Annotated in this window: 17 protein-coding genes; 4 read left to right on the plus strand and 13 right to left on the minus strand. The window is 39.2% G+C overall.

What is annotated here, in order from left to right; translation table 11 throughout:
- Positions 1-2: 2 nt before the first annotated feature.
- From BK583_RS14855 to BK583_RS14870, 4 genes are all read right to left on the minus strand, one after another.
- Positions 3-1,883, minus strand: coding sequence for an ABC transporter ATP-binding protein (locus tag BK583_RS14855; RefSeq protein ID WP_078440201.1), 1,881 nt, complete (start codon positions 1,881-1,883; stop codon positions 3-5).
- A 1-nt stretch (position 1,884) separates the two neighbouring features.
- Positions 1,885-3,603, minus strand: coding sequence for an ABC transporter ATP-binding protein (locus BK583_RS14860; protein ID WP_055735154.1), 1,719 nt, complete (start codon positions 3,601-3,603; stop codon positions 1,885-1,887).
- A 644-nt stretch (positions 3,604-4,247) separates the two neighbouring features.
- Entirely contained in the window at positions 4,248-4,883 is a 636-nt protein-coding gene (locus BK583_RS14865) for a GDSL-type esterase/lipase family protein (RefSeq protein ID WP_055735155.1), read from the minus strand.
- Between the two features lie 75 nt (positions 4,884-4,958).
- Positions 4,959-6,983 carry a HelD family protein gene (locus BK583_RS14870; protein WP_055735156.1) on the minus strand — a complete coding sequence of 675 codons (2,025 nt, stop codon included), beginning with the start codon at positions 6,981-6,983 and terminating at the stop codon, positions 4,959-4,961.
- 209 nt (positions 6,984-7,192) lie between these two features.
- On the opposite strand from BK583_RS14870, the gene proC reads away from it, so the two are divergent.
- Positions 7,193-7,993: a pyrroline-5-carboxylate reductase gene (gene proC / locus BK583_RS14875; RefSeq protein ID WP_078440202.1), complete on the plus strand. Its 801-nt coding sequence runs from the start codon at positions 7,193-7,195 to the stop codon at positions 7,991-7,993.
- Between the two features lie 45 nt (positions 7,994-8,038).
- Here proC and BK583_RS14880 read toward each other — a convergent pair whose 3' ends face one another.
- The 8 genes from BK583_RS14880 to BK583_RS14915 form a co-directional block, all read right to left on the minus strand.
- Positions 8,039-9,376, minus strand: coding sequence for an MATE family efflux transporter (locus BK583_RS14880; RefSeq protein WP_038485404.1), 1,338 nt, complete (start codon positions 9,374-9,376; stop codon positions 8,039-8,041).
- Between the two features lie 163 nt (positions 9,377-9,539).
- Entirely contained in the window at positions 9,540-10,061 is a 522-nt protein-coding gene (locus BK583_RS14885) for a histidine phosphatase family protein (protein WP_038478211.1), read from the minus strand.
- Positions 10,062-10,152: 91 nt separating this feature from the next.
- On the minus strand, positions 10,153-11,061 hold the full coding sequence (locus tag BK583_RS14890) for an ABC transporter permease (RefSeq protein WP_038478209.1): 909 nt from the start codon (positions 11,059-11,061) through the stop codon (positions 10,153-10,155).
- Positions 11,062-11,074: 13 nt separating this feature from the next.
- Positions 11,075-12,064: an ABC transporter permease gene (locus BK583_RS14895; protein ID WP_206698858.1), complete on the minus strand. Its 990-nt coding sequence runs from the start codon at positions 12,062-12,064 to the stop codon at positions 11,075-11,077.
- 76 nt (positions 12,065-12,140) lie between these two features.
- The gene (locus BK583_RS14900; RefSeq protein ID WP_038478203.1) at positions 12,141-13,790 is read right to left on the minus strand and encodes an ABC transporter substrate-binding protein; all 1,650 of its coding nucleotides are present in this window, start codon (positions 13,788-13,790) and stop codon (positions 12,141-12,143) included.
- On the minus strand, positions 13,790-14,785 hold the full coding sequence (locus tag BK583_RS14905) for an ABC transporter ATP-binding protein (RefSeq protein WP_038478201.1): 996 nt from the start codon (positions 14,783-14,785) through the stop codon (positions 13,790-13,792). The genes BK583_RS14900 and BK583_RS14905 overlap by 1 nt, the downstream gene beginning before the upstream one ends.
- On the minus strand, positions 14,775-15,764 hold the full coding sequence (locus BK583_RS14910) for an ABC transporter ATP-binding protein (RefSeq protein WP_055735157.1): 990 nt from the start codon (positions 15,762-15,764) through the stop codon (positions 14,775-14,777). Before BK583_RS14910 ends, BK583_RS14905 begins: the two co-directional genes overlap by 11 nt.
- Positions 15,765-16,063: 299 nt before the next feature.
- The gene (locus tag BK583_RS14915) at positions 16,064-17,872 is read right to left on the minus strand and encodes a hypothetical protein (RefSeq protein WP_055735158.1); all 1,809 of its coding nucleotides are present in this window, start codon (positions 17,870-17,872) and stop codon (positions 16,064-16,066) included.
- 122 nt (positions 17,873-17,994) lie between these two features.
- Here BK583_RS14915 and BK583_RS14920 point away from each other — a divergent pair, with 122 nt between their 5' ends.
- The gene (locus BK583_RS14920) at positions 17,995-18,885 is read left to right on the plus strand and encodes a diacylglycerol/lipid kinase family protein (protein ID WP_055735159.1); all 891 of its coding nucleotides are present in this window, start codon (positions 17,995-17,997) and stop codon (positions 18,883-18,885) included.
- A gap of 105 nt (positions 18,886-18,990) precedes the next feature.
- Here the strand turns inward: BK583_RS14920 and BK583_RS20815 are convergent, their stop codons facing one another.
- Positions 18,991-19,137, minus strand: coding sequence for a hypothetical protein (locus tag BK583_RS20815; protein ID WP_158318501.1), 147 nt, complete (start codon positions 19,135-19,137; stop codon positions 18,991-18,993).
- Positions 19,138-19,326: 189 nt separating this feature from the next.
- Between BK583_RS20815 and BK583_RS20820 the strand changes: the two genes are divergently transcribed.
- A complete protein-coding gene (locus tag BK583_RS20820) occupies positions 19,327-19,500 on the plus strand; it encodes a hypothetical protein (protein WP_158318500.1) in 174 nt (57 codons plus the stop codon).
- Between the two features lie 154 nt (positions 19,501-19,654).
- A complete protein-coding gene (locus tag BK583_RS14925; RefSeq protein ID WP_038478190.1) occupies positions 19,655-20,530 on the plus strand; it encodes a glycine betaine ABC transporter substrate-binding protein in 876 nt (291 codons plus the stop codon).
- Positions 20,531-20,671: the final 141 nt, after the last annotated feature.

Consider the following 20,671-nt stretch of genomic DNA (forward strand, 5'->3'; position numbering starts at 1 on the left):
ATTTACAGAATTGCATCCATATTTTTAGTGCGTTGCAACTCATAGTAGAAGCCTTTTTTCTCCATTAACTCCCGATGTGAGCCCATTTCCGTTAATTCTCCTGCTTGTAAAACGAGAATTTTATCTGCTGCTTCAATGGTATTTAACCGATGCGCGATCACAAAACTCGTTCGACCATGCATCAAACGTTTTAATGCTTCTTGAATTTTCATTTCGGTTACCGTATCAATACTAGAAGTTGCTTCATCAAGAATTAACAGTTTAGGATCTGCTAATAACGCACGGGCTATCGATACTAATTGTCTTTGACCTTGACTAATGCCACCGCCATCTTGCTTTAAAGCCGTTTTATACCCTTTAGGCAATCGTTTAATAAAGCTATGGGCATTTGCCAATTTCGCAGCTTCATAAACCTCTTCGTCTGTTGCTGTAAGTCGTCCATAGCGGATATTATCAAGAATAGTGCCTTGAAATAAAAAAGAGTCTTGTAGTACAACCCCCATCTGACTTCGCAAGTCAGCACGGTTGCGCTTTCGAATGTCCACCCCGTCAATCGTAATAGCACCTTGATTCACGTCATAAAACCTTGTCAACAAATTAATAATCGTTGTTTTTCCAGCTCCAGTGGGACCAACAAAGGCAACCGTTTCACCTGGCACCACACTAAATGAGACATCCTTTAATATTGGAGATTGTGCATAGGAAAAGCTTACCCGTTCAAACGCCACATGGCCTTGTAAATCACTTTGAACAGAACCTTCTTCTGTTTCCTCTTCTGGCTTTTGATCCATAATTTCAAACACTCGTTCAGCCCCTGCCAATGCAGAAAGCAAAGCATTAAACTGGTTTGCTAAATCATTTAGTGGCCTTGTAAACTGACGAGCGTATTCCACAAAGATAACAATCATCCCAACCGTTACACCAGCAACTTGATTTACCGCCATTACTCCACCAACAAAGGCAATGACAGCAAAGCTTAAATTATTTAAGACGTTCATAACTTTTGGAATAAATCCTGAATAGGTTTGTGCCCAAAAACCAGCTACTTTTAAGGCTTCATTTCGCTGCGTAAACCCATCAATGACCGTGTCTTCACGAGAAAACGTCTTGACCATTTGCTGACCAGCAATCGTTTCCTCTGAATAGCCATTTACTATCCCTAAAGTACGTTGTTGCTCTTTAAAAAACACTTGTGTTCGCTTCGTAATCCATTTTAAACCATAGAACATAAGAGGAATAACCGTCATTGTTACAATCGTTAAGATAGGAGATAGCCATAACATGACTGCTAATATACCGATAAATGTAACGACACTCGATAAGATTTGCACAATGGATGAATTCAAGGTTGCCGATATATTTTCAATATCGTTTGTTACTCGACTCATGATATCGCCATGCTGCCGTTTATCAAAAAAACGAATAGGCAGTTGTTGGAGATGGTTAAACAAATCTCTCCTAATCTCATAAATTGTAGCTTGCGCAATACGAACCATAATAAAATTTTGAAAAAACGTGGCAATTGACAAACCAACAAAAGAAGCAAATAAAAGAAGCAAGATGGTGCCTAATCCATCAAACGTCATCGGAATGATGTAATTATCGATAATAACGCCAATGAGAAAGGGACCTACTAACATCAGTAATGAACTGATAATAACTAGTGCCATTACAACAAAGATGGCACTCTGACGCTTCCGTAAATAGACAAGAATTCTTCGAGTTGCTTCTTTCCAATCACGGGCTTTTTGGCTTTTACCTACTCTAGCCGCGTGTGGGTGAGCTGGCTTTGAAGGCTGATTGTCTTTTTGCTTATATCGATAATGGCGCCAATCAATTTTTTTATATTCAAACGGCTCTTTTAAGATCGTTTTAAACGACATACTACTCCTCCTTTCCGTATTGTGACTGATAGATTTTACGATAAAACGATGATTGTTCCATTAACTGCTCATGACTCCCAAAGCCTTCAATTTTACCGAATTCAAGCAATAAAATTTTATCTGCTTTCCTCGCTGTTGAAAGCTTTTGCGTAATTATGAGCGTGGTACACGAGTAACACTCTAGCGCATGTAGAAACTGTTCTTCTGTTTTCGTATCTAGCGCACTTGTACTATCATCTAAAAGTAAAATTTTTGGTTCACGAAGCAGTGCACGCGCAATGGAAATACGTTGCTTTTGCCCTCCTGACAAATTGACTCCTTGTTGTCCGACCACTGTATCGTAACCTTGTTCAAGCTTCTCAATCGTCTCATGTATTTGCGCTGCCTTAGCTGCTAACACAATCTGTTCAAGTGAAGCATCGGGTACCCCCCACGCAATATTCTCTCGTATTGTTCCGGAAAACAGGCGAATAGACTGGGGTACGTATCCAAGTTGTTTTCGTAGCTCTTGAATATTCCACTGTTTTATAGACGTTCCATCTATCCTAACATCACCAGAATCGGTTTCATAAAGCTTCGGAATGAGTTGAAACAGAGACGTTTTTCCAGCACCTGTTTCCCCTAAAACGGCTACGGTTTCCCCTGCCTGAACATGAAATGAGATATCTTCTAAAACAGGCTCTTTTTGACCATCATAAGAAAACCATACAGATTGAAACTGAACCTCCCCATTAATCGTTGGAGGTTGCGGAAGCTCTTTTTGACCTTTTAGTTCATCATCAGGCTCTAACAATACTTCCTCAATTCGCAAGGCCGAAGCTTTCGCTCTGGAAAATACCATAATAATCATTGCGAATACGCCTAAAGCAGATGTTATTCTTGTTGCATAGTTAACAATGGCTACAACGTCGCCTACTTGAGCGGTATCATTATCAATCTGAAAGCTACCAAACCAAAGCACAAGTAAAATCGAGCTATTCATTAGAAGTAAAAGAATTGGCATCGTTAGTTCCATCAGGCGAAATGCCTGAACCATGCGCTTTCTTAACGTATCGTTTTCTATAAAAAAACGATGAACTTCATGAGTCCTTCGCACAAAAACTCGAACAAGTCGAATTCCTGTTAAATTTTCTCGAACGACATGGTTTACCTTGTCCACCTGATTTTGAACTTGTCCAAAAATATGTACACCTTTTTTCAATATCCACAGTAAAAAGAATACAAGGATTGGAATGGTGAGAATGAGAAATAATGCCAGTCTAGCATTTATTAAAAAGGCCATAATGGCACCGCCTACTACGAGTAAGGGCGCTCGAGCCATAATTCGTAAGCCCATAAAAATAGTATTTTGAATTTGCGTTATATCGTTTGTTAACCTTGTCATTAATGAAGATGTAGCAAATGGTTGCAATTTGTCTAAACTAGATCGTTGAATATTTTTAAACATCGCGTTTCGCAAATCAAAGCCTGTACTCTGTCCCGCATGCCCTGCATAAAATGAGTTCAATATACCTGCTACAAAGGCAATAAGGGATAAGCCTATCATCACACTTCCCCAAACAACAACGATTGTTAGATCTTCTTGAAGTATGCCATCATCAATAATTCGAGCTAATAATAAAGGCTGGATTAATTCTACTGTCAGTTCTAACAGCATAAAGATAAACGCAATGATTGCAGCCCACTTGTACGACAGCAAATAAGAAAAAACTGTCCTCAAATCTATCTACCCCTCTACCTTTCTCTTTCAGACTATTATAAGCGATCTAAACAAAAAAAATCCTAAGAATGCACTTAGAATTTTTTCATAACGTAATACTATCATTATTGTATTCAAATTAGCTTCTCGAACATCTACGTTTTACATGTCTAGTTACGAACATTATTACGAATTCTAAGGTTGACTTTAACGGTACTATTAAACGTTTTCATCTATATTAGCACGTTCATTATCCAGTAATCGCAAAAACAAGTATACCAGCTATACATACAAAAAAAGCAGCAGAGATTAATTTAACAAACCGCGCGTTCACGTCCCGATCCCCCTCTTCATTAGTACTTCCCTTAGTATACAATGATTTGATCTGTTGTACTATGTAAAACATACAGAAAAAAGTCAAAAATTAGTTACATATACCCTGTATGGATCCTTTCTTTTTAAATAAGTCGCTTTCAATCAAAACCAGCCACTCTCTATTGTAGTTAATCGAAATGTAGGAGAGAACGGCGACTCACACCAACTATGAGCTAGCCGCCACTCCTAAAGGTAAAAACAATATATTGTTCATCTCTCTTTGTTTCCCAATGTAGCGGTTATTGAGATAGAACGGAATCAATGAAAATGTTAACCTATTTCCTTGTTTTTTAGTTTAGCTGATAGCCTTTTTTTGCTGCCCCATCCGCCATTATGCGATAGCCTTTGTTGTTTGGATGAAACGCATCTTGAGAAAGGACGTAGTCGTTTCGTCCTTTAAAAGCCTGATAGACGTCTACAACTTGTACATGTGGAAACCGTGTTAACGATTGTATTCCTCGGTTAAACGACTTGATATACTGGTCTATAAACGGAACAGACTCTAGTGGATTATAGCTATTGAACACAATAATTTTGTACGGAATGGCTTCCTTTTGTTTTATTTCCGTTATATACAAAACCAATTGAGTCATCCAATAAATGGCGTTTTTAATGGCACCTTCTAACTTTTCAATAGAGTAAGGTTGTCGTCCATATTGTACGGATTGAATGAGATCATTTCCTCCACCAGTAATTGTTATGAAATTGGCTTTTGAAATAGATGCTATAGGTTGCTGGTAGACGAGACGATAGATTTGTGCCGCTGTTAAACCACTTCGAGCTACTAGTAGTGTCCTCACAGGAGCTTGTAAAGCGCCACTCGCATACTGACGATAGATTGAAACAAACCCACCGGGCTTTGAAGCACCTACTCCTGTAGTTAGTGAATCGCCAATTGCTAAGTAGTTCGCTCCTCTATGTTCCATAGCTAGCCCTCCCTTCTATCCACACTATTCATTTGCCAAAAAAAGAGGAACGGCATACGCTCCTCTTTCTCCTATTTATAATGGAATAATTGGAGATAACGTTCCTTCATATGAAAGTGATAAAGAATGAAGTGCTCTTGTACACCCTACATAAAGCAACTTTTTATGAATAGAATCATTTGGATAATGATGGCTTGATACATTTGTTAACATAACAGCGTCAAATTCAAATCCTTTTGACAGATAAATTGGTAGTATGGAGATACCCCCTTGATACGTTGTATCTCCAGCACGAACTAACGTTGCTGAAACCTTGGCTTCTTTTAATTCCAAAGCTAGCATTTCAGCTTCTTTCTTTGTCCGAGTTAGAAAAGCAATTGTCTCATACGCTTTTACATCCTTTAGCCACTGAAGCATGGATAATAATGAATAGGCGGTAACTTTCACAGGTTCACCACTTCGAAAAACAGGCTTCGCTAATGGCGGATGGTTTTCAATTTGTTTAAGAATACCATTACTATATTCAATAATCTCCATCGTTGAGCGATAACTCTTTTCCATTTGCACATAAGTACAGTTTTTATCAAGAACCTTAACAAATGAGTCCCACGCAACGATACCTTCTTCACCATGTATGCCTTGAGCGAGATCTCCGAGAATCGTTAAGCCACCTTTTCTCGTATAGTCATTTAATAAGGAAATGATAAAGGGGGATAAATCTTGCGCCTCGTCAATGACTAAGTGATCAAAACGATCTTCTTTGTCTATACCGATTAACTGTTGGCGTATGAAAACCATTGGAGCCAAATCTTCAAACATTAGTTTCCCACTGCGCAATAAAGAAGAAACAGGATAATCTTGTTGCTGTAAAAAATGAAGATACAGTTTTAATTCATCTGGTTTTTTCCAGCTATTCATGTACCTCCTTACGGCTTTCAATCCTTCAGTCTTATATTCTTTGCGTTCCTTTTCATCCTCAAACATTCTCACTTCTATTTCAACCCAACGCTTTAACCTCGCTTGCAGTCGCTCTCTTTGCTTTAAAGGGGGAGAATGAACGAAATCCTGAGTTAACCAGTTCTGTATCGTTTCTTTCTTTACAATGCCATGATCCCAAGGTATGAAATCTTTAACCGGCATGCGATTGGCTAATTCTTCCTCAACGTATTTCTTCAATTGATTACGAAAAGTAAGAGACCCTTTTTCTTTCATAACAGCTTGATATTTTGGCTCAACTTGTAGCTCAAAACGAGTAAAGATTCTGTCTTCAGTTGACTCCACTTCATAAGCATCACCTAATTTTTGCAAGACCCAGTCAACATAAGTAGATTGTTGAATATGGCCTACTCCTAATTCTGGTAGCACTTGGGCAATATAATCAAGGAACATCGCATTTGGAGCAAAGATCATCATTCGTTCTGCTTTTAAACGTTCCCTATACTCGTAAAGAAGAAAAGCCAGCCTATGAAGAGCAACTGTTGTTTTTCCACTACCTGCTGCTCCTTGAATAAGTAATGGCTTTCTTACATCTGAACGAATAATAGAATTCTGTTCTGCTTGAATGGTCGATACAATGTCTTTTAATTTGTTGTCTTTTTGTTCACCTAATTTATATAGTAGGAATTCATCTCCACCGCTGCTTTCTTGACCTTCAACGTAACTATCCACAACTCGCCTTAATTCACGTGCTCGGATAACAACATTTCGTTTTAATTGGATTTCCCCTTCAACGATACCGTCTGGCGACTCGTAATAAACATCTTCCTCACTCCCGTTAAAACTATAAAATAAAGAGGCAACAGGAGCTCTCCAATCAATGACTAGTGGTTGCTCCTCTTCGTCATCATGTACACCAACTTTACCAATGTATAAAGACTTCTTTTCATCCCTATCGAATTCAAGAAAATCCAAACGAGCAAAATAGGGTTCTTGCTTTGCGATTCGTAGAGATTGCCGCATTGCTTCACGTCTTTCTTCTAATACTTGTTGAGTAAAGTCATCTCCACGGTAAATGGGTATATTCTGGACATACGCTAACATTCGATCAATCTTTTCTAATGACATTTTTAGTACAGCTACTTCGTAATCTTGTTGGTTCATAGTTATTCACCCTCTCATCAAGTCTCTTTTTTTATTTTGCCTAATTTTTTTAAAAAAATATAGACTTTTTCTTTTCAGTTTGGTAAGCTTTATATAGTTCAATTACCTAAAATATTTATACCAATATATGGTATTTTTTTATAAAAGACTTACGCTTTTTTCTTTTTTTTTGCGTAAGTCTTTTACTATATTAAAGGAGTGAAGTCACGTTGCCATCATTATTATTCATCGGTGCTGGAAGAATGGCTGAAGCTGTATTTAAAGGCGTTCTAGCTAAACCAAATCCAGCATTCTCACCCGTTTACGTAAGTAATCATACGAACAAAGCCCATTTAGATAAACTAACAGACGTTTATCCCATTGAAGCGATTTCAAATTGGTCTGAAAAGGCTACTGAAGCGGATGTTATTCTGATTGCCGCTCCACCTTCTGCACACCCTTCTATCTTGGAAACGTTAAGCCCTCTTGTTACGAACCAACTTGTGTTAACGGTGGCTGCAGGTATCGGCCCTTCTGACCTTGAAGCACAATTACCAGCCGGGGTAGCAACTGCTTGGATCATGCCAAATACAGCAGCGCAAGCAGGAGCTTCAATAAGTCTTTATACATATGGTTCACATGTAACGGATACACAAAAAAGTTATGTAGAATCATTAGTAGCTTCTATTGGAACAGGTGCCCAACTAAGTGAATCCCTTATTCACGAATTAACTGCTGTTACAGGAAGCGCCCCTGCTTTCGTTTATGAATTTGTCATTCAGCTCGAATCGATTGCACAATCTTTTGGTATTGATCAATCTCAAGCTCGCAACCTCGTTGTTCAGATGCTGGCTGGAAGTGCAGATATGCTTAAAGCAGGCTTTACACCAACAGAATTACGTGATCAAGTAACCACACCAGGTGGTGCGACAGAAGCTGGTTTAAAATCGTTACACGCGGATGATTTTAGTGGTTCCATTGCTCGTGGTGTTCAAGCAGTAACGGATCATGCCAAAGCAAAAAGCAACTAGCATATAAGAACAGGCTATAGACAATGTCTATAGCCTGGTTATTCTTTAAAATACACGTTTCTCACCAAAGTGAATGTTACTTCTTTTCAAGTATACGTAGATAAGAACCAATACGGTTATTTCAGCAAAAGGAATGGCCAACCATATAGCATGAACACCTAAAAGAAACGGTACAGTCAATAAGAACAGCAACATTAGAATGATTTGTCTCCCAGCAGTAATCCACGTCGCTATGGCTACCTCTCCAATTGATTGGAAATAGGTCATTAGTACAAAGTTCACTCCCATAACCAAATACGCTATAAAGAATAAGCGAATGCCTCTTACCGCTAATTCTTTTACTTCTTGAGGGAAATCACCAAAGATATTTACAATTGGAACAGCCGCGAATTGACCAACTAAGAAGCAAATGAATCCGGCAACAAAACCTGTTCGAATAGCTAGTTTCATGAGCTGTCTTTTTTTCTCATGTTCTGCCGCTCCATGAAAATAACTAACAATAGGCTGAACCGCAGCCCCCATACCTAAGAACATGAGCAACATAACTGCATGCACATAATTCACAACAGAAAAAGCTGCAACACCTACTGTACCGGCAAGACGTGCAAACATAATATTATGAGAGACTGTAAAAACAGATATACCTACTTCTGCTAGAAAACTCGGAAAGCCGAATCGTAGAGCTTGCTTTGATAATAATGAATCGAATCTCACCCTTACAAACTTTAAATTACTTCTTTTCGTAAAGAAGTGAGAAGATAGAACAAGTAAGCCTAAAAAAGCAGCAATGATCGTTCCGAATGCAATCTCACGTACCCCTAAATCGAGTACATACAAAATAATATAGTTAATACCAACATTTGAAAAAGCCGTTGTGACCAGCGCTGCCATAGCAAGCGTCGGGTTGCCATCATTGCGTACAAAAATACTTGATGCATTTTCCAAGGTAAAAATAAAACCGAATACTAAGAAAACGTTCATATACGCAGCAGCAAATGGAGCTGTTTCCTCATTTGCACCTAATGCATAGACAAGTGGCTCGTGAAAGAGTAAAGCCAGAGCGCCTATAACAATAGTTCCCAATCCAATTAGTAAAATGGAATGGGTGAAAATCACTCGCGCACGTCCCTCTTCTTTCCTACCCATTGCTTGGGAATATAGAGTCGCTCCACCAATCCCTAGCCATAGCGATAAGCCAACAAAAATGGTATAGACTGGACCAGCAATATTTACACCTGCTAAGGCAACAGGACCAAGTCGATTTCCAACCATAATACCGTCTACCGCTAGATTAATAGCCATTAATAGCATGCCGACTAATGATGGAATTAAATACCGCATAAACAGCTTACTAATTTTTTCCGTTTCTAACGGATTTGCCATATCTTCTCTTCCCAAATTTCCACCTTCTTTTTAACACAACCGAAATCAAATCTTATGTATTATAGCAAACTTTCACAGCGCCACGTCAATCTTTTTCTATTTGCTTCATTCTTTTCTCGATCGTGTACGCACTAATACCTCGCCGATCATTTATTCTACGCTCTCACCTTACTAAATAAACCTTCTTTTCTGTTAAAGAGAGTGCATAAACAGCTGGATTCCCCATCTCTTCCCAATCTTTGAAGCCAAATGTAGGCTGGTAAGATCGAATCAGTAATGCTAGAAGATTTCCATGACTTACAATAATGGTAGGTTTGGTTAAGCTGTTTACGACAGACAGAATACGCGCTTGAGCGTCAAGGGAGGATTCACCGCCTTTGAGTGAATAGAATTCATCATCAAAACTTTTCTGTACATGCATACGCCAATTCGTAAGGGGCACCGGGCTTAAACAGCGCTCAACTAACCTTTCGTCTTGGTTAAGTGGTAACCCTAGCGCTTCTGCTGTCGGCTCAATCGTTGAAATCGCCCTTTTGTAAGGGCTCGACAGAATCATTTTAATGCCTTTCTCTTGAAAGAACAGTGCTAAATCTTTCGCATCTTGCTTCCCTTTACTCGTTAAACGAGCAGACGGTTCTTGCCCCGTTGCTTCAGCATGCCTTACTAAGTAAAGAATGTTCCTCATATAGAACAACCAACCCCCTTTAGTTTAAATAGACAAACCAAGAAAAAGCGAACATGAAAAAGGTTCATGCTCGCTTTTCATTATACCTTTATTAGCCTTGGTCTTTCATTTTTGGATCAAGGGCATCCCTTAATCCATCTCCTAACATATTAAACCCTAATACTACTAGCATAATAGACAAACCCGGAAAAAGTACGGTCCAGTAAGCATTTTGAATGTAACCTCTAGAATCTGCTAACATTCTACCCCATTCTGGTGTAGGAGGGCTTGCTCCCATTCCAAGAAATCCAAGTGCAGCTGCTTCAATAATCGCAATACCAAATCCTAGAGTCGCCTGTACGATAATGGGTGCTAAACTATTAGGCAAAATGTGGTGAAACATTATTCGCCCATTTTTCATACCCTGCGCTTTTGCGGCTAAGACAAACTCTTCTGCTCGTAAGCTGATCACTTTTGAACGAACAATTCGACCAAATATCGGCACATTAATAATAGCAATAGCTAGCATTGCATTTTGTAGAGATGGCCCTAAAATCGCTACAATGGCAATGGCTAGTAAAATACTTGGGAATGCAAGCATAATATCAAAAATTCTAGAAATAAGCATATCGACCCAGCGTCCGTAGAACCCTGCTACTAATCCAAGTGTGGTTCCAATGACAAGCGCACCACTAATTGAAAAGAGGCCGATTAAAAGAGAAATTCTTGCACCATGTGCAACACGAGTAAAAACATCTCGTCCTAAATCATCTGTCCCCATCCAATGTTCTGATGAAGGAGGCATTAAACGAATAGAAGGATTCGTTTTATCAATCGTGTACGACGTTAATAACGGGGCGAAAATAGCTAGTAAAATGAAAAACGTTAATATAATAGCCCCGACAAGTGCTAATTTATTCTTGAATAAATGGTAGAATGTATCGCCCCATATCGACCTTGTTTTTTCTTCTTTTGAAGGAGGACGTTGATGAGGTTGAGTGGCTAGTGGTCTTGATTCCATCTCTTAATCCCCCTTAATATTTAATTCTCGGGTCGATAGATGCATAAAGAAGATCGACAATGAGATTAATAAACACAAAAATAGTAGCAACAATTAAAATACCAGACTGGATAACTGGATAATCTCGATACGAAATACCCTCATAAATATAGCGACCCACCCCAGGCCAACTGAAGATCGTTTCCGTTAGGATTGCTCCACCGAGTAATGCTCCAGCTTGTAAGCCTACAACCGTTAACACTGGAATAAAAGCATTTTTTAATGCATGTTTATAAACAACTACGCCTTGGCTAGAGCCTTTTGCTTGAACCGTACGAATATAGTCAGATCGTAACACTTCAAGCATACTAGAACGTGTCATCCTAGCAATAATCGCCATTGGAATCGTCCCAAGCGCAATGACAGGTAAAACAAGATGACGTATAGCCGTTATAGTTTGATCAAAATTTCCCCTTAATAACGTGTCAATAATATAAAAATGAGTAATTGGCTCAATTGGTGCACGTGGATCGCTTCTTCCAACGGTCGGAAGCCAACCTAACTCCTGTGCAAAGATCCATTGCTCCATTAATGCTAACCAGAAAACTGGCATTGATACTCCTACAAGAGCGATAAGCATACATGCATAATCAAAGAATGAATTTTGTTTCCACGCACTAACAATACCAGCGTTTACACCAATAATAATGGCAAATAACATGGCAAAAAACGTTAGCTCCATTGTTGCAGCTAAATACGGCCAAATTTCGGTAATAATTTCATTATTTGTTCGCATTGAAACACCAAGATCGCCTGTTATTAAATCTCCTATGTAACTACCATATTGAACCCAAAATGGATTGTTTAAGCCTAGCTGCTCTTCTAATTCTGCAATTGCTTGAGGAGAAGCTTGTTCACCTAAGATTGTTTGGGCTGGGTTTCCTGGAATGAGCCAAATAATCGAAAACGTGACAACCGTCATCCCAATTAAAACAGGAATTAATAAAGCGATTCTTCTTAACATATAAGAAAACACAGTTTCACCTCTATTCTTTGGATAAAGAAGGCAGCAGCATTCATGCTACCGCCTTTCATCGATGTTATTGATTTGTAAGCGAAACGTGCTTCAAGCTTTCACTCGTTGATGGGTGAGGAACATAACCTGAAATAATATCGGAACCTGCTAACACCGGTATCGAGTGAACAAGTGGAACCATAGGCGCATCTTCATGAATGAGCACTTGTGCTTCTTCATAGTAGCTCGCTCGCTCGTCTGGATCGACCGTTCGTTTTGCTTGGTCCAATAATGCATCGACTTCCTCGTTGCTATAGAACGTTTGGTTACTTCCTGGAATACCATCAGTGTGAAGAATGGTTCCTAAGAAATAATCAGCATCACCATTGACCCCGGACCATCCAAGCATAAACACATCATGATAGCCCAGTTCAATTTCCTCTAAATAAACAGCCCATTCTTTTTCTACAATATTAGCGGTAATATTCAATTCACTTAACTCCGCTTGAATTAATTCAGCAGCGCGCATTGGGTTTGGCATGTAAGGTCGAGCAACAGGCATTGTCCATAGATCAAATTCAAATCCATCTTCAAGTCCTGCTTCTGCTAAGAGCTCTTTCGCTAAATCTAGGTCATATTCGTAATCTTCGATGTCGTCATTATGTCCTAAATAATCTTCTGGGATTGCATTTTTAGCTGGTGTAGCTTGTCCACCGTATACAGCTGCAATGACACCTTCTTTATCAATTGCATGGTTAAATGCTTTTCGAACGAGTGGGTCATCAAATGGTTCTACTTCTGTATTAAAGCCAAGGTAACCGATATTATTTGGTACACGCTCAAAAATTTCGAACCCATCTGCACCTTCAACTTGCGCAATATCATCTGGTGACAACCCATCCATTAAGTCAATATCACCTGACATTAGAGAAGAGAGTCGCGCTGAATTGTCACCGATAACAGAGAACGTTACACCCTCTAAGTACGGAAGTCCTTCTTCCCAATAATCTTCATTTTTCTTTAAAACGATGCTTGAATCTCGTTGCCAGCTCTCGAACTTAAAAGGACCTGTCCCAACTGGGTTTTCGTCAATATCTGTCCCATATTCCTCTAAAGCCGCTGGAGAGATAATACCGAAGTAACTTGCCGCAACGTTTTGTAAAAACGCCCCTAACGGCTCATTTAAAATAAATTCAACTTCGTAATCATTGATTACGTTAATCTCTTCAATGACATCTTCTTCGCCTACACCAAATAATGTTCCATATACACTGTACGTATAACCTTCATCTCGAAATGCAAATTCGTGATCCGGATTCGCCCAACGTTCGAAATTGACCTTAACAGCCTCTGCATTAAACGGTGTACCATCATGGAACGTTACACCCTCTCTTAACGTAAAGACATAGCTTAATCCATCTTCACTAGGCTCCCAGTTTGTAGCCAATCCTTCTTTTAACTCAAAAGAATCTTGTTCGAACTCAATCAACGTTTCATAGATTTGTTTTGTTACACGTGAAGATTCTCCATCTGTGACAGCACCAGGATCCAACCCTTGCGAGTCTCCTCCTCTAGCGAAGATTAATACCCCGCCATCCGTTTGCTCTGTACCATTTCCATTGTCATTTGTATCTGTGTTTCCATCACTTGCCGTATCTTCATCGCCTCCACAAGCTGCCAATAGTAAGAGAGACAAGCATGATACTGAAATTAAATTCATTTTTACTTTTTTCATTAAATAATCCCCTTTTCATCATTTTGATTAAATAAATGGCACGCAACGCGATGGTTTGGTTCTACTTCCTGCCAGGCTGGTACAGTTGTTTTACAAATATCCATTGCATTGGGACACCTTGTATGGAACGTACAGCCAGTTGGCGGATTTGAAGGACTCGGTACATCTCCTTTTAAAATCGTTCGCTCCGATTTCAAATCAGGATCAGGTATTGGGACTGAAGACAAGAGTGCTTTTGTATATGGATGCTTCGGTTCTTCATATAGAGCGTCACTTGAAGCTAGTTCTACCATTTTACCTAAATACATGACTCCAACACGATCACTTATATGTTTCACAACACTTAGATCATGAGCGATAAACACATAAGTCAATTTGAATTCATCCTTTAATGATTCCATTAAATTAAGAATTTGCGATTGAACAGAAACATCTAATGCAGAAACTGGCTCATCACAAATAATCAGCTTCGGGTGAACGGCTAATGCTCGAGCAATACCGATTCGCTGTCTTTGACCACCGCTGAATTGATGAGGATACCGATTCGCATGCTCTTTTCGCAACCCTACTTTTTCAAGCAGTTCTTCTACACGCTTTTTCCGTTCTTGTTTATCGCCGATTCCATGGATGAGCATTGGCTCACCAATTATTTTCCCAACTTTATGACGTGGGTTTAATGATGCATATGGATCTTGAAAAATAATTTGCATATCTCTTCTGACTTTTCTAACTTTTTCATCAGTAAGCGCCAATATATTTTCCCCATTAAAATAGACTTCTCCCGATGTTGGCTCAATTAACCGCAAGATCGATTTCCCAGTCGTTGATTTACCACAACCTGATTCTCCAACGATCCCGACAATTTCCCCTTCTTCTACGGAGAACGAGACGCCATCAACTGCTTTCACTTCTCCTACTTTCTTAGATAAAGCGCCACCTTTAATATCAAAGTACGTCTTCAAATTTTTAATTTCTAATAAGGGCTTAGCCGACACTTTCTTGTTCCTCCTTGTATAGCAAACAGCGACAAGCACGACCTTCTTCTAAATTGAGCAAAGCTGGATCTTCGAAGAAACATGCATCAAAAGCAAATTCGCAACGATCTGCAAAACGACAGCCGTTTTCGATTGACCCTGGCTGTGGCACGGTGCCTGGGATCGAATAAAGCGTCTGTTGCTTTTCAGCCATATTTGGCAACGATCGAATTAATCCCTGAGTATATGGATGCTTTGGATCTTTTAAAATCATCCGGGTCGATCCTTCTTCAACAACTTGTCCTGCATACATAACAACAACACGATTACATATGTCAGCTACTACGCCTAAATCATGTGTAATAAATAATATAGCTGTTCCTTTTTCTCGATTCAATTCCCTCATCAAATCTAGAATTTGGGCTTGAATGGTTACATCTAGAGCCGTTGTTGGTTCATCTGCAATTAAAACTTCTGGGTCGCACGACATTGCCATCGCAATCATAATCCGTTGACGCATTCCACCAGATAATTGATGTGGATAACTTTCAACAATTTCTCTTGCACGAGGAATACCAACCATCTCCACTAATTGGATCGCCTTTTCTAGCGCCTCTTTCTTTGTTAGGTTGTTGTGATTGCGAATGGCTTCAACAAGCTGATTCCCAATGGTGAATAAAGGATTTAAGGAAGTCATCGGCTCCTGAAAAATCATGGAGATTTCTTTTCCTCTTATTTTCTTCATTCTCTTGTTTGAAACGGTAACGAGGTTCTCCCCATTAAAGAGAATTTCACCTCTACTAATTTTCCCAGGTGGGCTTGGAATAAGCCGCATAATGGATAAAGACGTTACGCTTTTCCCACACCCTGATTCACCTACAATTCCGACAACTTCACCTTTATGTAGTTGAATACTAACGCCATCAACAGCTGGAACAGACTTTCTACCAGATTGAAAAGTCGTTTGTAAATCTTTCAATTGAAGCACAATGTTATCCATTAGACCCCCCCTTACGGCATTACTAACGATACGTATAACAATACATAAGATTGATTCATAGAACAATGTTTTTTAAGTTTTTAAATAGTTTTATCTAGTAAAAATTTTTCCTAGACTCCTCCTTTATATTCTCTATTTAACGACAATTCCCTTTATTTCTTCAACGATTTCATATAATTTATCACACATTTTAATTATTTGCAATTTTTGTCGAATAAAAATAAAGTATTATATCCATATAAAAACGCCGCAAACAAATGATTCTGTACCGAATCATCGTTTGCAGCGGAAATGTTTTTTTATTCGTCCGAAGAGTCTGCTTCTTCCTCTTCATTGACCTCTTGTTCATTTTCGTCCTCTAATTCAAAGTCTTCTATCTCTCCAAATTCTTCATCTGTTGTAAGGTTAATGAATTCAATAACTGGCAATACACTTTCTCCAGTATCATTCACAATGACTTCAATTTCGTCTCCAGGCTGAATAAATACTGCAGCTGCATTTCCCGTCATATCAAATTCTAGCACACGACTCTCTCCCTCTAGGAGCACTTGAATGAATCGAGAATTAGACACTTGACTCACTCGATACACTGTTCCTTCAACCTCTAACTCATCTAATAGATTCGTCGGAATATAATCGTCTGTTCCTAAATCGTTTGCTAACATTTGACGGTAATGGTGAAACGCTTCTTCTCGCGATGTTCCAGTAGCAACACTTGACGTATCAGCATGAACCATAGCAATCTCTCTCATTAACCCGCTCTGATCCACAACTGGTACTACCCACGTGTAGTTATCATAGATCGAATATAATACAGGCTGTGTGCCTTCCCATTGCTCACGTTGGAATGACCGATTAACGGCATCCCGTGCACCTCTAGCATTCGTCATACCGGATGTACCTGCATAATAAGTTGCTTCTCCTGTTTGTGCATTAACCATTGTAAAACCGACCATTGCATTGGATTCCTGATTTGGTCTCATATGGTCAATCATCCAATACATATTTCCGTCTGGTCCAAGTACACCAATCATTTCTTCATCACTTGTTGGTTGGTGTACCCCTTCTTTTGCAAATAAAGAATTAATTAATCCATTGCTATACGTTCCAAACCAGTACGCGTAATCAAGCGCTAAAGAATAATGTATAGCATTATCGATAAAGTCAGGCTGTTCTCCTAACGCATACTTCTCCGCTTCCCCTGTAACCGGGTTAACTAGTATAACGCCGTCTGCTTTCGGGGCACTACGGTAGTGGTCATAGTATGCATAAGAATACGCGTAATAAGGATTCCCATCATCATCGGGCTCGAATGAATAATCAATTAATATTACATCACCATAAAGACTCCGAATATGCCGTTCTAAGTTTTCTCCTAAAAAAGCGCTTGGTACATAAGTCATTTCATAGTCATCAACTAGTACCGCTTCTGCATTTGGATTCTCTGCACTAACCATAACGTATCCAGGTGCGCTGTCGGCTCTCAGCCAGCGCCAAACACTAGAGTATTCAATTGGTGATACCCAATACAACTCGCCGTCGATTCGCTGAATGGCCGACTCGCCTAGTTCATAAAAAGAATAATTATCTATATTCCCGAATACAATTTCCGATTTGTATCGAGCATACGAATGTGGAACAGATCGAACACTTTCTTCCGTTACTGAATCAATTGAATCGGTTGAAATCTCAATCTCACCTAGTTCACTTAATTGTTGTGTAATCGTTAGTGGATACACCATGTTCATAACAAGCAACCCAATAAATAAAACAGCACCAATTCCTGCTTGAGTTAAGCGAACATTTCCTTTTTTAAGTTTCTGTACTTTTTTCTTTTTAGTCGCGGTAGATAACCCTTGGGCTGCTTGAAAAAAACCTGAAACGAGCAGATTAATGGCAACGATAAATCCGAAACTATTTACAAATCCTGTAAGTGAATGATCCACCAATAGAATATAAATAAGAACAAAACTGATCACTACGCCAATTCCATAGCGTAGTACTTGGCTTAATAACCATTGTTTTGGCATTTTCTTCAAACCACGCATCCATTCACGTGGATTTAAATTTAAACATGTTAACCCCATAATCATAATCCAAAAAAACATCGACTCTCCCCTTCCTTCACCAGTATACTACGAGTGAAAGGCAATTGGGTTTCAATTACGTGCAAATTTACTGAGAATGTGAGAAAACTAAACTAGGATAAATTTGCTAGAGGTGAAAATGTATGAAACAGGCACTCATTATTTTAAATCCAAGCTCCGGTAAAGAGAAAGCGCACACTTATGCTAAACAAACATCTCGCTTGCTAGAAGAAACAGGATATACAGTTGCCGTAAAAGAGACGCAAAAAGAGTTTGACGCAACCGCTTTCAGTACAGAAGCGTGCAAAGAGAAAATTGACTTAGTCGTTTCACTTGGTGGAGATGGAACACTGCACGAAACGATAAATGGCATGATGAACCAGCCACATCGACCGAAGCTGGCTGTTGTTCCACTCGGTACAGTAAATGACTTTGCACGAGCACTTCATATTCCTTTACAGCCAGAAAAGGCAATTAACATGTTGCGTTCCACCACTACACGCAAAGCTGATATTGGCAAAATCAATGACCAATTGTTTATTAATGTTGTAGCAGCGGGTCAATTAGCTACTTCGTTATCAGAAGTTCCATCAGAAGATAAATCAAAACTAGGTTTTTTTGCTTATGTAAAAGAAGGTATTAAAACATTCGCTGGTGATGCCTCATGCACAATGAGCGTAGAATACGATGAGCAAAAATGGGAAGGACGAGCATTACTCTTTATTGCAGCCTTAACGAATTCAGTAGGTGGTTTTGAACAGCTGGCTCCTGCAGCAGAAATTGACGATGGTTACTTACACTGCTTCATTATAAAAGATACGAACTTATTCACCACAGCTGCTGTAGGGACTTCCTTACTAGCCGGTAATTTAGAGCATAGTAAATATGTACATGTCTTTAAAGCAAAACGGGTTCGCGTATCAACAAATAATGACTTAACGACGAATGTTGATGGAGAGTCGGGAATGTCACTACCTGTTACTATTGAACTGATCCCTAGCTATATCGATGTCCTCATCCCATTAACTAAATAAGTTAGCGCTACGACGAGCGCTTTTTTGAAAAGCGTCGTTTACCGCGTTAGTGGACTTTTCTTCGTTGAAACTTGGTGCCAACACGCCTTTTTCTCCATCTAAATCTTATACACTATTTATTAATTGCGTAATTAAAAAAATAACGGCTGCTATCGCTGCAATTGAAAAAACGATACGTAAAATGGCTTTCGTCACACCTGCTAAGATGACAAATAAAATAACGGCAACTATAATCCAAATCATTGTTTCCATTTTCGTTCTCTCCTTGTGACCGTAGTCTTAATCGACAAAAGTGCGTACATTTACATTAAGCTCGATCCATTTAATGTGCATTCTACAAAATCCTACAAAACCTTGCTCTTTTTTCAGAAAATTATTAATGAAGTTCCTCTATAAGTGTGCCATAATACAGATAAGAACAAGTAGGAAGGAGTTCGTTGCATGTACGCTGTAACCCGTATCGTCGATGGCTATACTCAGTCGCTAAAAAACTCCTCTACACCATATGATAAATTATTTTCCTCTTATGAACATGCAGATCATTTAGCTTCAAAACTAAATTCAAATACATTCCCTGAAATGCACTGGAAAGTAAATAAAGTATTTCGACCATAATACGAGCACCCCTTTTATGGAGGGGGTGTTTTTTTCTTTGTTCCCTTTTCTTTTTCCTGACAAACCTTCTCTTCTTATGTATAAAAGGTGTACGTTTCGCCACAATATGGTAAGGTTTACTTTATGGAATTCAATAAGGAGGCTACACATCACTATGAAAAAGCATTACCTTGTTGTCACTGCATTCGCTGCCACGGCTGTTTTAAGCGGATGTGGAAGCGATAACACCAACCAAGAGGATTCAACTGGCACCATTCAAATAGGCTATAATTTATATGCAGAGGCTATCGCATTTTCTCACGTATGGGAGCAACTTTTAGAAGAACAGGGCTATGATGTTGAATTGGCTTCTGTTGAGAAAGCATTTTTATTTTCAGGTGTAGAGCAAGGAGATTATGACATCGGCTTCAACACTTGGTTACCATTAACAGATCGTGCATATATTGATGAAAATAGTGATACAATTGATGTTCAAGAAGATGGTGTTCTATACGAAGGCGCCACGTTAGGGCTTGCCGTACCTACATATATGGAAGATGTTCAGTCAATAGCTGATCTACCAGATGCATATGATGATCTTAACGGAACAATTTATGGTATTGATCCTGGCTCAGCTTTAATGGGTATAACAGAAGATGAGGTCATTCCCCATTACGGACTTGAAGACTTTTCCCTTTCAGCTTCATCTGAACAAGCAATGGTTGCAGAGCTTCAAAATGCTTATCAAAATGAAGATCCTATTGTTGTTACTTTATGGAGCCCCCATTGGACTTTAGGTGAGTATGACTTGAAATTTCTTGATGATCCAGACCGTATTTATGGTGAACCAGACGATATTTACTACCTAGCTCGAAAAGGATTAGAAGAAGACCATTCAGACGTTATTACATGGCTAAATAATGCACAATTTACAGATGAAACACTTGGTGAGCTTCTTCAGTTACAAGCAGAATTAGATGATGACGAGGAAGCGGCTAAACAATGGATTGAACAAAATCGAGAACTTGTTGACAGTTGGTTAGAGAAATAAAGAGGCTGGGACATAACGGAAAGTAGTATTTGAAAAGACGAATAGTCTAAACTATGCTGAGTAGCACCGCTACAGGAGAACCCTTCGCTTTCCGGGGACACGGCCTCAGCCTCCTCTGTGGAAAACCGCCACTTCAGAGTC

The organism is Shouchella oshimensis (genome assembly GCF_002019765.1).
Taxonomy (GTDB): domain Bacteria; phylum Bacillota; class Bacilli; order Bacillales; family Bacillaceae_D; genus Shouchella; species Shouchella oshimensis.

Coding starts and splice junctions, on each gene's coding strand:
- BK583_RS14855 (WP_078440201.1), bottom strand. CDS start 1,883: ATGTCGTTTAAAACGATCTTAAAAGAGCCGTTTGAATATAAAAAAATT.
- BK583_RS14865 (WP_055735155.1), bottom strand. CDS start 4,883: ATGGAACATAGAGGAGCGAACTACTTAGCAATTGGCGATTCACTAACT.
- BK583_RS14870 (WP_055735156.1), bottom strand. CDS start 6,983: ATGAACCAACAAGATTACGAAGTAGCTGTACTAAAAATGTCATTAGAA.
- BK583_RS14880 (WP_038485404.1), bottom strand. CDS start 9,376: ATGGCAAATCCGTTAGAAACGGAAAAAATTAGTAAGCTGTTTATGCGG.
- BK583_RS14885 (WP_038478211.1), bottom strand. CDS start 10,061: ATGAGGAACATTCTTTACTTAGTAAGGCATGCTGAAGCAACGGGGCAA.
- BK583_RS14890 (WP_038478209.1), bottom strand. CDS start 11,061: ATGGAATCAAGACCACTAGCCACTCAACCTCATCAACGTCCTCCTTCA.
- BK583_RS14895 (WP_206698858.1), bottom strand. CDS start 12,064: ATGTTAAGAAGAATCGCTTTATTAATTCCTGTTTTAATTGGGATGACG.
- BK583_RS14900 (WP_038478203.1), bottom strand. CDS start 13,790: ATGAAAAAAGTAAAAATGAATTTAATTTCAGTATCATGCTTGTCTCTC.
- BK583_RS14910 (WP_055735157.1), bottom strand. CDS start 15,764: ATGGATAACATTGTGCTTCAATTGAAAGATTTACAAACGACTTTTCAA.
- BK583_RS14915 (WP_055735158.1), bottom strand. CDS start 17,872: ATGTTTTTTTGGATTATGATTATGGGGTTAACATGTTTAAATTTAAAT.
- BK583_RS14920 (WP_055735159.1), top strand. CDS start 17,995: ATGAAACAGGCACTCATTATTTTAAATCCAAGCTCCGGTAAAGAGAAA.
- BK583_RS20815 (WP_158318501.1), bottom strand. CDS start 19,137: ATGGAAACAATGATTTGGATTATAGTTGCCGTTATTTTATTTGTCATC.
- BK583_RS20820 (WP_158318500.1), top strand. CDS start 19,327: ATGTACGCTGTAACCCGTATCGTCGATGGCTATACTCAGTCGCTAAAA.
- BK583_RS14925 (WP_038478190.1), top strand. CDS start 19,655: ATGAAAAAGCATTACCTTGTTGTCACTGCATTCGCTGCCACGGCTGTT.